Genomic DNA, 13,509 nt, shown 5'->3' with positions numbered 1-13,509 from the left:
TTTTGACGTAATCGTTTTCCCGTGAAATACCTGAATTAAAAGATCAACTCATACCCGAGCTTGTAGGTCCGCTCCAGGTCGTAGTATTCGTAGTGCTTTTCCTCGCCTGGGGTGTTGTCCCCCCAGGTCACCACGGTGTCGTCGAACATGTTGTCCACCCCAAAGGTAAGGTACCCCTTCCAGCAAGCCAGTTTTCCGGCAAAATGGACCGGGTTGTAGCTGGGCAGGTTCCTCTCCCGCTCCCGCAAGATATCCACGGCAAGGTTGAGGACCAGCGGTTCGGTGACATAGGACACCCCCACTGAGGTCTGGAACTCAGGGGCGGCCTGGTACTCTTCCCCGTCGGTGTCTTCGGCCGTGGTATCGGCCAGGTAGCCGGCCACATCCAGGGAGACGGCGTCCAGAAACGAGGCCTGGTTCACAAAGGGGTAAAAGGAGGTCTCCCACTCCAACCCCGTGGACTCGTAATCGCCCGCGTTGAACTTTGTGGTCTCCCCGCCCACGGTTTGGGTCTCGATTTTGTCCTCGAAGGTCATGTAAAAACCCGCCAGGCGGACCCTCATGTAGTCGTTGTCGTACTTGATCCCGCCCTCGTAGGTCCAGCCGCTCTCGGGGTCCAGATCCGGGTTACCCGTAAGGGCATCGCCCTTGTAGTACAGGTCGTTGAAGGTAGGTGCCTTGAATGCCTTTCCGGCGTTGGCAAAAAGGTTCGCCAGGAGGAGACCCGGTAGGTGACCCCTGCCGAAGGCAGGAAGATGTCGTAGTCCTTGTTGTCACCGTTTCCATCGTAAATGAGCTGCTCACGGAACCCCAACACCACGGTGAGGGAATCGGCAAAGGTCTTTTTCGTCTGAACAAAGGCTGAAATATCATCCCGGTGGTGCCTGCCGTATTTTTCGCTGTAGTCGGCACCCCGGTAGACGTAGTCTCCTCCGGCGGTCAGCTCCACTCCGGCCAGGGTGGTCCGGTAATCCCCCTGCACCCCGTAGTTGTAGTTCTTGTTGCACTCATCAGTAAAGCTGCTGCCTTTCACCTCCTCCCGGTCCAGCTGGTCCAGGTAGCCGAAGGCCTTGAGCCTGACGTGCTCTTTTTCAAATCGGATGTCGGCAAAATGCTTGGCGTGCTCCTGCTCCGTTTCCTTATCCACACCGCCCGCATTTTTGTTTTTGGTGTACCCGGTGGTACTGAGGCTTCCCAGGTAGTCGACGTAGAGGCCGTCTGCCAGGGTGGCGTTGAGGTTGAGGCCGCCGCTGTCCACAGCGTCCCGCGAGTAATAGTAGTTTTTGGAAGGAGAATCGGGGTAGGTGGTCTGGGAAATCTTGTCCACCGCGTCCAGGTGAGCGTAAGAGACCCCGACGTTCACACGGGGGCTGCTGAGCTCTGCGCTTGCCGTGCGATGCCCGTGGGAGCCCGCCTCCACGGACACGGATGCCCGGGTGGCCTTGGCGTTCTTCTTGGTGATGATGTTGACCACGCTGGCAAGGGCGTCGGCCCCGTACAAGGTGGAAGCCGCTCCTTTCATCACCTCCACCCGCTCGATCTGCTCCAGGGGGATCATGTCCAGGTCGTACCCCTGGCCGGCGGCACCCTGAACAGGGCAGCCGTTGACCAGGATCAGGGTGCCCTTGGAAATCCCCCGGGCCGTGATCTCACTGTTCATGCCGCCGAAAGAGACCTGGGGCCCGTAGGACTTGTAGGAGAAGCCCCCTTTTCGCCTCAGGGCCTGGGCCAGGTTATTGGCCCCTGTCTCCATGAGCTACTCCGATGAGTACATGGTGATAAACCGGGAGCTCTCTTTTTCCCCGGTGGGAAAGCGTTCTGCCGTGACCACGACCTCCCCCAAGGCGTCAGCGTCCTTTGCTGCTGAGGGCGCAACCCCCGCAGAGCATAAAAAAATGGCCGCCACACCCGAACAAGCCAGGTGTTTCACATGACGTTTCAGCATACCTCGTTCCTCACATTCTTTGATGATTAAATCAGCAGGCATGGAGAAAAGAGGCGTGCGTTTCCATCCGGTCCCCATGCATGCCCGGGAAAAGGGCGGCTCGCCCCATTCCCCAAACACCCGCAGCCAGAAAAGCCCGGCCACGGAAAAGCCACATACCGTGCGGGTCTTTTTCTCCCCGGCGCCGCCTGCGCCGGGGAACAAAAAAACCCACACAGATCAAAGCCTGTGTGGGATACCGTTTTCATTCCACAATGCACGTTTCCACCCTTATCCACGAGTGAAAAATCTACCCAGCTATTCAGGTAAGTCTTCTGACTTCCGGATCGATCTACTGGCCGCGCCTTCCCGTTGAGATTCAACAGTGGCGTTGATGCGGCGTTCGTCCCCGGTTACAGCGGCGGGCCCGTTCCTGATTTGCACAGGATTCCTTGTTATGCAGGCCACTGATCGGCCGGCACCTGAATATTATGTCCGAAATGGCCAGGGCCATTTCTACAGGATGAAGAGGTCTACCCTTACCGTCAGCAAGATGTCAACGCATTCGTGCCGTGCCAAGGAAAACAGGCCATGGCAGCCCCGTGATGAAAAGCCTCCCCCACGGCCTGCAACAGGCAATAGCCCGGTTAGCGCTCTCGAACCTCTCGACGGGTAAATAAACCGAGCAGAAACCCGTGGATTACATGTTGCACCTTCGGAGCAACCCCATTTCCAAGCAACCACCTGCAATAACGTTACATTACCGCAATCGGATCATTTTATTATGAAATATCCGGGGCAAGATCTCCCCCTCCTGCGGAGCCACGGTGAATCCCTCCGAGGCCTGAGAAAACCCGCCCGCGCCTATCCCCCCGAAGAAACCGGAAATACACGCGACACCATCGCTTTTACCAATGTTACCTTTCAAGGAGTAGAAATATTGTCCGGATCAAATCCTCACTTTTTTACTTTTTTCTGTTTGACTGTCACCACAAGTTGGGCTATTAGCTCTCGTGATTTTTATAAGATATTTCATAAAACATCATAACCCCTACGAAAGGACACAACACCCCCTGGCCGGGAATCTGGAAAAAAGATCGACGCACAGACAGGCAACCGCCTGCCTGCCATGTTCCCACACGCCTGCCCATTGACTCTTCACGACTCATCACCAACCCTGGGAATCAAAAACCACCTCACCGTACCCCCTGAAGGGTTCCGCGCCTTTTCTTCGGATACGTGTGTCCCGGTTTTTCAACCCTTTGACAGCTTTTCACTAAAATACGTCGGACACCTTCCTGTCTTAAACCATGGCATCGGCACGCTTTTCGACAGCCACCTCGATCTGCGGACTTGTGCGCGAAGTGTGGAGCCACACATTTTTTTTGATCTTCGAAGCACCTCTTGATTAGGAGAATACCCCCATGAACACCCTGAAAACCATGACTCTTCAATCCAAGCTCATCCTGGGATTTACCACGGTACTGGGCCTGCTGGCCGCCACCACTCTGCTGGGAATCGTCACATTGAACGATGCATCCAACGGCTTTACGGAGTACCGGGAAATGGCCCGCAACGCCAACCTTTCCGGCCAGATTCAGGCCAATATGCTCATGACACGGATGAACGTCAAAGAGTTCCTTATCTCTGGGAACGAGACCAACCGGGAAGAGTTCCTGGGGTACTATGAGAAGATGGATGATTTGCTGAAACGGGCAACCGAGAACATCAACCACCCTGACCGTGCCGCAAGAATCCGGGAAATTGACGCTTCCGTTAGCCGCTACAACGAAGCTTTCACCAAGGTGGTGAACCTCCAAAAGCAAGAAGAACAAATCATCGGAGACGTCCTGACCCCCAGGGGCAAGGCCATGGAAACCCTGCTCGCAGAGCTCCTGGAATCGGCCAACCGGGAACGCGACACCGAAGTGACCTATGGGGCAGGGGTTGCCATGGAACACATGCTCATCGGCAGGGTTCACAGGACCGCCTTTTTCGTCAGCAATGCCCGTTCCGATGCCGACCGGGTGGCCTCCGAATTCGACTTGATGCAAGAGGCCCTGGATCACCTTGCAAAGACAGAGGCCCACACCACGGTTCTTTCCAACATCCAAAAAGAGAAAGATCTTTACCTGCAAGGTTTTGCCCAGGCCCTTTCCCTTCGAAACACCCGCAACCAGGTCATTGAGGGCACCCTGGACCGTATCGGCCCCGAAGTGGCAAACCTTATCGATGAAATCAAGCTCGACATCAAGGGGGTCCAGGATCAGATCGGCCCCCGCCTGAAGGTATCCAACCACCGGGGGATCGTCCTGATCATCGTCATGAGCGCAGGGGCCCTGCTGATAGGCGTTCTCGTTGTCATCGGCCTGACCCGCAGCGTCTTGAGGCAGCTGGGCTGCGACCCCGCAGAGATTGCGGAGGTGGCCCGCAACATTGCCGGAGGCAACTTCCTCATCACCTTCACCTACGACAAGAACAACGAGCTCCACGGCGTTTACAAAGACATGGAAACCATGGCCATCAAACTCCGGGAAACCTTCTCCAATATCCGGTCCGGGGTACACACCCTCACCTCCGCCACCGAAGAACTCGGCACCGTGTCGACCCAGATGGTATCCGGCTCGGCCGAGACCTCCGGCAAATCCAACGCCGTAGCCGCAGCAGCAGAGAAAATGAGTGCCAACATGAACTCGGTGTCCGCTGCAACAGAGCAGTCCGCCACAAACATCAACATGGTGGCCGCCGCCCTGGAAGAAATGACCACCACCATCAATGAAATCGGCAGCAACACGGCCACGGCCCGAGGAATCAACGACGACGCGGTTGTCCTCTCCCGCAGGGCTTCCACCAAGGTCGATGCCCTGGGACAATCGGCCCATGAAATCGGCCAGGTCACCGAAGCCATCAAGGAGATCTCCGAGCAGACCAACCTCCTTGCATTGAACGCAACCATCGAGGCCGCACGGGCCGGTGAAGCGGGCAAAGGCTTTGCCGTGGTGGCAGGAGAGATCAAGGAGCTGGCGGTACAGACCTCCGAGGCAACCCACAAGATCAAGACCCGCATCGACGGGATCCAGGGCGCAACCAGTGACGCCATCGTAGAGATCCAGGGCATCTCCGATGTCATCACCAAGTTGAATGAACTGGTTACCACCATTGCCTCGGCCATTGAGGAGCAGTCGGTCACAAGCAAGGAGATCGCCGATAACATTGCCCAGGCATCCAAAGGAAACCAGGACATCACAGAGAGCATCGCCCATAGCGCTGTTGTGGCAGGCGACATCACCCATGACATCAACCAGGTCGACCACGCCGCAGGTGTGATGTCAACCAACAGCACCCAGATCGGCGACAACGTTGACAAGCTGAAAAACCTGTCCGATCAGCTCAAGCAGATGGTGGACGTGGTCAAGTTCTGATAGCGGCAAAAAAAACGAAACGGGAAGACAAGGCCACGCCCCCTACCCGTTTCGTCACCCCCCAGCCCTCAAAAGCAACATCCCGAAAAAGAATAGACACTTCCGACAGAAACACGGTACAAAAGAAAAAGTTGCCGGGCCTGCCGTGCTTGCTTGCACGACACACGCACGACGGACCCGCCGTCACCCCCTCAAACATGCCCATATGACAAGCCCCCTACCCGCCTGCCAAAATCGACGGGATCGGCTCCACAGCCGCCATACATGACGCAACACCTGAAGGACCAAGGAGGATTATGAAAACCCACCGGCTGCTTTTCCTGATTCTGTGCCTTGCCTTTCCGGCCCTTGCCACGGAAACCATCACCGACAAAAGCGAGGCTGAGCCCCCTGCAGCGCCCCCCCCTGCCCATGAGACAAAGCCCATCAAGGAGACCTTCGGGGCCCCCACGGCAAAGCCTTTCAAGATCATTGGCGAGACCGTCGAACCCGGCACCATGAAAACCCTGAAATGGTTCTCTGTCCAGGCGCCGGGTGGGGTGACGGTGGGGACCCCGGTCATCGTCATCAACGGAGCGGAGCCGGGCCCTGTCCTGACACTGACCGCCGCCATCCACGGAGACGAGCTCAACGGCATCGAAATGATCCGCCAGGTGGTGCACAACATCGACCCCAAAAAGCTCAACGGGGTGGTGGTGGGAATGCCCATCGTCAACCTCGAAGGATTCTGGAGGCGGGATCGCTACATCGGCGACCGAAGGGACCTCAACCGCTACTTTCCCGGCAACCCCGAGGGCTCCTACCCCAGCCGGGTTGCCCATGCTCTGTTCACGGACATCATCGACAAATGCGACATGCTCATCGACATCCACACCGGCTCGTTTTTCCGGGAAAACCTGCCCCAGCTCCGCGCGGACTTCGCCATGGACCAGGTGGCCGACCTCACCAAGCACTTCGGCGACCTGACAGCCCTCCAGAGCATCGCCCCGAAAGGCAGCCTGAGAGGGGCAGCCACCGCCTCGGGCATCCCCGCGGTGGTCATGGAGATCGGCGGCCCCTTGAGCCTGGAGCCCGACAAGGTGGCCACCGGCGTCAAGAGCATCCGAACCTTCTTGAAAAACGTGGGCATGGTGGACAAATTCACCTTCCTCCCCTCCCCACAGCCTGTTTTTTACGGCAGCGAATGGGTACGGGCCGAAGCCGGAGGGATCCTCATGAACAAAGTCAAGCTCGGGGCATCCGTCAAAAAAGGGGACCTCTTGGCCGAAATCATCGACCCGGTCACCAACGTGGTACACCAGACCCTCTCCCCTCTCAACGGCACCATCCTGGGGCGTGCCCAGAACCAGTTCGTCAGCCCGGGCTTTGCCCTCTTCCGGGTGGGTATCCGTCACACCCCCGAAGAACTTAAGGAGCAAAGCCGGACTGAGTCGGCCGATACAATGGAATAAAATTTGGACAGCAATCGTCACTGCTCAGCTTACCATTTCCTCCGGAGGCCCATCCGGGGGCAACGTTCGTTCTCACCCGTTTTTTTTGGGGCTGACCGGTACAAAATGTAAAACCCTTCACACCCGATTCACCTCCCCCCCATGACATACAAAAAGAAAGAGACGTACCCGTAGCCGGACGTGCCGCCTCATTGCCTTCACAGATAAGTCTCGATCCGCTGATGACTTTATCCAGACAAGGAGCCTTGACCATGGCCATACTTTCAAAAACAGTTTCCACAACAAAGAAACAATGATATCACAGCAAATCTACATTCAAACCTATCCACCGGAGAACCCATGAAAATTGACGCCCACTACTACGGTATCCTGGCCTTCTGCAGGGCCTGCGGCTTCACCAAAGAGGCCGCGGGAACCATCGCCTATGCCTCCCAGTACGTCGACGACGCCAAGATCAACCACATGGTCCTGGCCAAGAAACCGACGGATGTGGAGCCAGAGACCATCGACGGCAAACCGGCCTTTTTCAACATGGCCACCTGCCACTCTTACGCCCGGCTTGCCACCTACAACTACGATTCCATGACGGGCAACACCTGCGCCTTTCACTTTGTGCCGGGATGCGAGGGGAAAAGCTTTACCCGTAAGCTGAGGTGCAAGGAAAACTCCCCCATCATCAGGCCCATCCTGGAAAAAGCCAAAGAAGAAAACGACCTTGTAAAGTTGGGCATGGTCCTTCACGCCTACGCCGATACCTTCTCACATCAGGGGTTCTCCGGGCTCCTGAGCAAGGTCAACAGCATCGAAAACCTCTCGGCCACCACCAAAATGCCCCTTGTGCCGAGGCACGTCTTTAAAAATCTGCTAGCGCAGCTCCAGAAGACAAAAATGGGGGACACCTTTCGCACCCCTCCACGCCATGGCCCCGGCCTACGGCCACGGCAGGGCCTTGAGCTGCCCGGACGAGCCCCACCTCACCTGGACCTACCACTACGACTACAGCGTACTCTTTCTTCCAGTTCAAACAATCCAAAGCGATCAACCCCGACCGCTTCGAAAGGGCCTTCATGAAGATCCACGGGCATCTTACGGACTACCTTGAAAAGCACCCTGAATACAAAGACCCCGGGGTCGGCCTCACGGACCTCACGCCCCTGTTCGACACCCTCCTCGGCGTGCACACCGACAAAAAACGGATCAAAAACTGGCAAAAAACCATGGTTCGACTCAACCTCATGGACGCCTCGGACCCCATGCTCCGCTACGACCGGTTTCACTGGCTCAAGGCGTCCTTTTCCAATTTCTCGGTAAAAGCCTACGACAAACGGAAGGTGGAAGGTGCCATCCCCGCCCCCGATTTTGCCGAGGGTAACTGGTACCGTTTTTATAAAGCGGTGCACTGGTACAAGGACCATTTTTTCAGGCTCGCGGAAAAAGAAGGGGTGACCATCCCCAGATAAAAAGAGCCCTCCGAAAAACAAAGGTTTGGGTTGCAGAAACCAGTACATGGTGCTATGGTCGCCACCGTTTTTGCCCGGTGGGGTGCATCCGGCAGGGGCCTTTCCCCTTTCCTCATGCATTCTTTTTACCGGGCACGGGCGGTTTGCCCTACGGCAGGCCATCACCACGTGACCATGCACACTCTGCACGACAGAGCAACAGATCACTTCACAGGAACAGGAAATGAACGATTCGGAAGGCGGCAGTCAGCCCGCTCCTGAAAAGACATCACCACGACTCCGACCGCTCTGCGACCCCTCTCCAAAGGCACGCCCCGTCACGCCCTTCGCGTAACATCCGGGTGGCCCTTTCCCTAAGGTGACGCGCGCGGCGCGGAACCCATCAGGGAGGTCCACCATGAAAAACCCGCTCCTCGTCCCTGAGCCATCAACCTTGAATCCGACAACTGTGAGGCCCTGGGCCTCTTTGGAGAGCGGACACCCGCGCGTCATCGCCGACTTTCTCTCCGCCCTCACCCCCGCAGAAGCCTGGCAGGTCCTTTGTGCGGGAGAGCTGTCCTTTGCCGCCGAGATCTTCTCGGAAATGGACGACTGGTTCCAGGCGGACGTTGCCGAAACCCTGAGCCGCCACGAGCTGGCCTGCCTGGTAACCGAGATGTCTCCTGACGACCGGGTGGACCTTCTCGGCCGCATCCCCGAAAACAGGCGACTCCGAATCCTCTCCGCCCTGGCCGTGGCCGAGCGGGAGGACATCCGAAAGCTCTCCTCCTACCACGAGGGCAGCGCAGGCTCGGCCATGACCTCGGACTACGCCACCCTCTCCCCTGACCTCACGGCAGCCGACGCCATCGACAAGCTCCGAAGGGAAGCCCCGGACAAGGAGACCATCTACTATGCCTATGTGGTGGATGAAGAGCGCAGGCTCATTGGATTTGCCTCGCTGAAGGACCTGATCCTGGCCCCGGCCCATGAGCAGGTGAAGGAGATCATGAACGAAGGGGTGATCTCGGTGCGGGCCACGGACGACCAGGAGTTTGCCGCGCGCCAGATCCAGAAGTACGGGCTCATCGCCCTGCCCGTGATCAACGGCGGCGACGCCCTGGTGGGCATCATCACCCACGACGATGCCATCGACATCATCACCCAGGAGCACACCGAGGACCTGGAAAAATTCATGGCCATCCAAGGGAGCCACGACGCTGCCTCCTACCTGCGCACCTCTGCTCTTACCCATTTCAGGAACCGCGTCCTCTGGGTGGTGGGCCTGGCCGCAGCAGGCCTGGTCTCCGGGGGGATCCTCCATCACTTCGAGGCCACCTTAAGCCACCTCATGATCCTGGCCCTCTACATGCCCATGCTGGCCGACACCGGCGGTAACACGGGCAGCCAGTCCGCCACCGTGGTGATCCGGGCCCTGGCGTTGGGAGAAATTTCGGCAAAGGACATCCTCAAGGTCTTGGGCAAGGAGTTCAAAATCGCCCTGATGCTGGCGGCCGTGCTGGCCGGTGTGGCCTGGATCAAGATCCAGCTCCTCTCCGGCGGCAGCCCCATCCCCGGAGGCTTTACCCTGCCCCAGGTAGGGGGCGCCATTGTCCTGGCCCTGTCCGTTCAGGTGCTCACTTCCACCCTGGTGGGCGCCCTCCTGCCCATGGGCGCAGCCGGGCTAAAGCTGGACCCGGCCGTTGTGGCCAGCCCGGCGTTGACCACGGTGGTGGATATCACCGGGCTCTTTATCTATTTCACCTGTGCGCGGGTGCTTTTGGGGGTATAAGGCTGGCGAGGGGGAAAACAGGACATAGGAAAAGCAGGTGATGGGAAAAACAGGTCATGGGTTATAAAAAACGCACAGTAACTATTCAGCTCAAAAAAACAGCCTCCGGCGGCAAGGTGTGCCACCTTGAAGCACATAGACGGCGTCGTCCTTGTTCCTCGGGTCAAATCACATCCGCCTTTAAAGTAAAAATTCACGCAAAAAGATTTTTTAAAACCTGTTTGTTAAACTTTTTAAAAGTTTAGCCCCCGGCAGGGCCGCCGGAGGCATGGGCTGAATAGTTACAACGCACATTCCCTATTTCCTATGGCCGATTCCCTTTTTTTCCTGTCACCTGGCTTGCCTTGCCCATTGCGGCGCTTCATGGTACGCTCCGCATCCTTGAAAAATGACGCATCATCCCGGGATGATCGGCGGCGTGCCTGCCCTTTGCCCCGGCTTTCTGATACACTGAACCACGGACCCTTTCCATGATCCACTTAACCAACATCACCCGGCAGCACGGCAACCAGATCCTCTTTGACAAGGCGAGCCTCCAGATCCTCTCCGGCTCCCGTACGGGCCTGGTGGGCCCCAACGGGGCAGGCAAATCCACAATTTTCCGCCTGATCACAGGGGAAGAGGAGCCCGACGGAGGCGAGATCTCCATCGGGAAAAAGACCACAATCGGCTACTTTTCCCAGACCACCGGCGAGATGGCAGGCCGCACGGCGTTGGAAGAGGTCCTTGCTGCAGCCGGGAACATCGGCGAGCTGGCCGCGTCCATCAGCGAGATGGAAGAGGCCATGGCCGTTCCCATGGGCGACGACGAGATGGCCGCCCTTCTGGAACGCTACGGCAATGCCGTGGAAGAGTTCGAAAACCAAGGGGGCTACGACCTGGAGCCACGGGCTCGGGCCATCCTCACGGGCCTCGGCATCGGACCTTCGGACCATGACCGAAGCGTGGAGGCCTTCAGCGGCGGCTGGAAGATGCGCATCGCCCTGGCGGGAATCCTTCTCATCAACCCGGACGTGCTCCTGCTGGACGAGCCCACCAACCACCTGGACGTTGAGTCCATTGTCTGGCTGGAAAACTGGCTGGTCACTGAGTTCAAGGGAGCCCTGCTCATGACCTGTCACGACCAGGAGTTCATGAACCGCGTGGTTAGCCGTACCGTGGAGGTGGCCAATCGCACCCTCACCACCTACGGGGGCAACTACGACTTCTACTTAAAGGAGCGGGAGATCAGGCGCGAGCAGCTCATGGCAAGCTACCGACGCCAGCAGGAGATGCTGGCCAAGGAAGAGGAGTTCATCGCCCGGTTTGCCGCCCGCGTTTCCCACGCCGCCCAGGTGCAGTCCCGTATCAAGAAGCTGGAAAAAATCGAGCGTATCGAGCTGCCACCGGAGCAGCGGACCATGACCTTCGAATTTGCCGAGCCCCCGCGCTCCGGCGACGACGTGGTGGCCATCGACAACCTGGCCAAGTCCTGGCCCAAGGAGGACGGCTCCGAACAGTCGGTCTTCGGAGGGGTCTCGGGCATGGTGCGCAGGGGGGACAAGATTGCCGTGGTGGGTGTTAACGGCGCCGGAAAATCCACCTTTTTAAAGGTCATGGCAGGCCAGACCGAGGCCTCGGCAGGCGACCTTACCATCGGCGCCAACGTGCACACCGGCTACTTCAGCCAGCACGCCATGGACATCCTCGACCCGCAGAAGAGCGTCTTCGACACCGTGCAGGATGCCCTGCCCACCGCAGGCATCGGGGTGATCCGAAACCTCTGCGCCGCCTTTCTCTTCTCCGGGGACGACGTGCACAAACGCATCGACATGCTCTCCGGCGGTGAAAAGAGCCGGGTGGTCCTGGCCACCCTTCTGGCACGCCCGTTGAACCTGCTAATCCTGGACGAACCCACCAACCACCTGGATATCCAGTCCCGGGAGATCCTGCTGGAAGCGCTCAAAACGTTTACGGGCACCGTGGTCCTCGTGAGCCACGACCGCCACTTCCTGCGCGCCCTGGTCAGCCGCGTATTTGCCATCGACCACGGGGAGATGATCCCCTACGAAGGCGACTACGACTATCTTGGTGAATTCAGACAGGTAGGAAAAAAAATGCCTCCGGCGGGCAGGATTCTCACCCTGCGCCCCCAGGTTTGCGAATGCTCCCGACCTTCGTTCCTCAGGTCGATCACATTCGCTGACGGGCTACGCCCGAGTAAAATAATGGTAGAGTGCGCTTGCGCACCATGATGGAACCCCCAATTCCGTTGGTTTTGCGGCCAAATGGTGCGCAAGCGCACCCTACGGGCCAAGGATTGTCCCCACCTTAATTCTGTTAAAACCGAAGGTGCTTGAAATCCGCTTGACTTTGCCCGGAATAAATAGCGCATAAGACGACTTAACAATTCGAAAGCCTTTGCGCTTAGTAGGTGGCTCACCTGCGCCGAGTTTTTAAGGGCTCCCCGGTCTATCTCTCCCGACACCCGCAATCCATACAGAGGTAATAACAATGGCCAAAGTAAGCTGGAAACCCGGCACCATGATCTACCCCCTTCCCGCCGTCATGGTCAGCTGCGGCGAGACCGAAGCAGAGTACAACATCATCACCGTCGCCTGGACCGGGACCATCTGCTCGGATCCGCCCATGTGCTACATCTCCGTCCGGCCCAACCGCCACTCCTACGAGATCCTGAAGCGCACCGGCGAGTACGTCATCAACCTCACCACCGAAGAGCTGGCCAAGGCCACGGACTGGTGCGGTGTTCGTTCGGGAAAAAAATTCAACAAGTTCGAAGCGATGCACCTCACCCCCGGCAAAGCCGAAAAGGTGAATGCCCCCATCATCAGCGAAGCGCCTTTGCACATCGAGTGCCGGGTCAAAGAGATCGTGCCCCTGGGCACCCACGACATGTTCGTCAGCGAAGTGGTCAACGTCATGGCCGACACCCGCTACCTGGACGAAGAGACCGGGGCCTTTCACCTGGACTGGGCCAAGCCAATCTGCTACGCCCACGGTCAGTACAGGGGCCTGGGAAAAAAAATCGGGAAATTCGGGTTTTCCGTGGAGAAAAAGAAGAAAAAGATGGGGTCGCCCCTGCAAGGGGCGAAAAAAAGGGGGAAGGCGAAAGGGCTAAGGGCTAAGGGCTAAGGGCTAAGGGCTAAGGGCTAAGGGCTAAGGGCTAAGGGCTAAGGGCTAAGGGCTAAGGGCTAAGGGCTACAGGCTAAGGGGAAAAATGACCATGGAGGCTTTGTGACGCAAGGAGAGGTAGCTAATCCGGTAAATGTCACCTCGTAAAATTCAGCCCAATATAGCACAGACCACAGGAATAACGTTGACCGGTCTTGTTGTGGCGTTTGTAGGGTGTGCTTGCGCACCATTTGCTCGGAAAACCAACGTCTTTTGCCTTGCCTATACTGCGTGAAAGCCCAACCCGTACATGGGTTTTCATGACCGTTACGATGTCTCTGCGGTGCGCAAGCGCACCCTGCCTCACATT

The 13,509-nt window shown here is 57.8% G+C and carries 8 protein-coding genes, 1 pseudogene and 1 riboswitch; of the genes and pseudogenes, 7 read left to right on the top strand and 2 right to left on the bottom strand.

Features of this window, described 5'->3' with window-relative positions; translation table 11 throughout:
- Nucleotides 1-35 precede the first annotated feature (35 nt).
- A pseudogene (locus ACOYW1_RS07205) lies at nucleotides 36-1,753 on the bottom strand (TonB-dependent receptor plug domain-containing protein).
- 3 nt (nucleotides 1,754-1,756) lie between these two features.
- Nucleotides 1,757-1,945 (bottom strand): hypothetical protein, encoded by a 189-nt coding sequence (locus ACOYW1_RS07200; protein ID WP_482422254.1) that lies wholly within the window; start codon nucleotides 1,943-1,945, stop codon nucleotides 1,757-1,759.
- Nucleotides 1,946-2,232: 287 nt separating this feature from the next.
- A riboswitch (cobalamin riboswitch) is annotated at nucleotides 2,233-2,425 on the bottom strand.
- A gap of 923 nt (nucleotides 2,426-3,348) precedes the next feature.
- On the opposite strand from ACOYW1_RS07200, the gene ACOYW1_RS07195 reads away from it, so the two are divergent.
- The 7 genes from ACOYW1_RS07195 (at nucleotide 3,349) to ACOYW1_RS07165 (ending at nucleotide 13,160) form a co-directional block, all read left to right on the top strand.
- Complete coding sequence (locus ACOYW1_RS07195) at nucleotides 3,349-5,346, top strand: methyl-accepting chemotaxis protein (protein WP_482422253.1); 1,998 nt, start codon at nucleotides 3,349-3,351, stop codon at nucleotides 5,344-5,346.
- 296 nt (nucleotides 5,347-5,642) lie between these two features.
- A complete protein-coding gene (locus ACOYW1_RS07190) occupies nucleotides 5,643-6,797 on the top strand; it encodes a succinylglutamate desuccinylase/aspartoacylase family protein (RefSeq protein ID WP_482422252.1) in 1,155 nt (384 codons plus the stop codon).
- 339 nt (nucleotides 6,798-7,136) lie between these two features.
- Nucleotides 7,137-7,868 carry a DUF6765 family protein gene (locus ACOYW1_RS07185; protein ID WP_482422251.1) on the top strand — a complete coding sequence of 244 codons (732 nt, stop codon included), beginning with the start codon at nucleotides 7,137-7,139 and terminating at the stop codon, nucleotides 7,866-7,868.
- Nucleotides 7,835-8,257, top strand: a complete 423-nt coding sequence (locus ACOYW1_RS07180) for a DUF6765 family protein (protein ID WP_482423680.1) — start codon at nucleotides 7,835-7,837, stop codon at nucleotides 8,255-8,257. The genes ACOYW1_RS07185 and ACOYW1_RS07180 overlap by 34 nt, the downstream gene beginning before the upstream one ends.
- A gap of 397 nt (nucleotides 8,258-8,654) precedes the next feature.
- Nucleotides 8,655-10,028, top strand: a complete 1,374-nt coding sequence (gene mgtE / locus ACOYW1_RS07175; RefSeq protein WP_482422250.1) for a magnesium transporter — start codon at nucleotides 8,655-8,657, stop codon at nucleotides 10,026-10,028.
- A 470-nt stretch (nucleotides 10,029-10,498) separates the two neighbouring features.
- Entirely contained in the window at nucleotides 10,499-12,262 is a 1,764-nt protein-coding gene (locus tag ACOYW1_RS07170) for an ABC-F family ATP-binding cassette domain-containing protein (RefSeq protein WP_482422249.1), read from the top strand.
- 259 nt (nucleotides 12,263-12,521) lie between these two features.
- On the top strand, nucleotides 12,522-13,160 hold the full coding sequence (locus tag ACOYW1_RS07165; protein ID WP_482422248.1) for a flavin reductase family protein: 639 nt from the start codon (nucleotides 12,522-12,524) through the stop codon (nucleotides 13,158-13,160).
- Nucleotides 13,161-13,509: the final 349 nt, after the last annotated feature.

The sequence above is a fragment of the Desulfoluna sp. CYM3A genome (assembly GCF_056829965.1).
The sequence above is the reverse complement of the archived record's forward strand: the minus strand, read 5'-3'. Positions and strand labels throughout refer to the sequence as shown.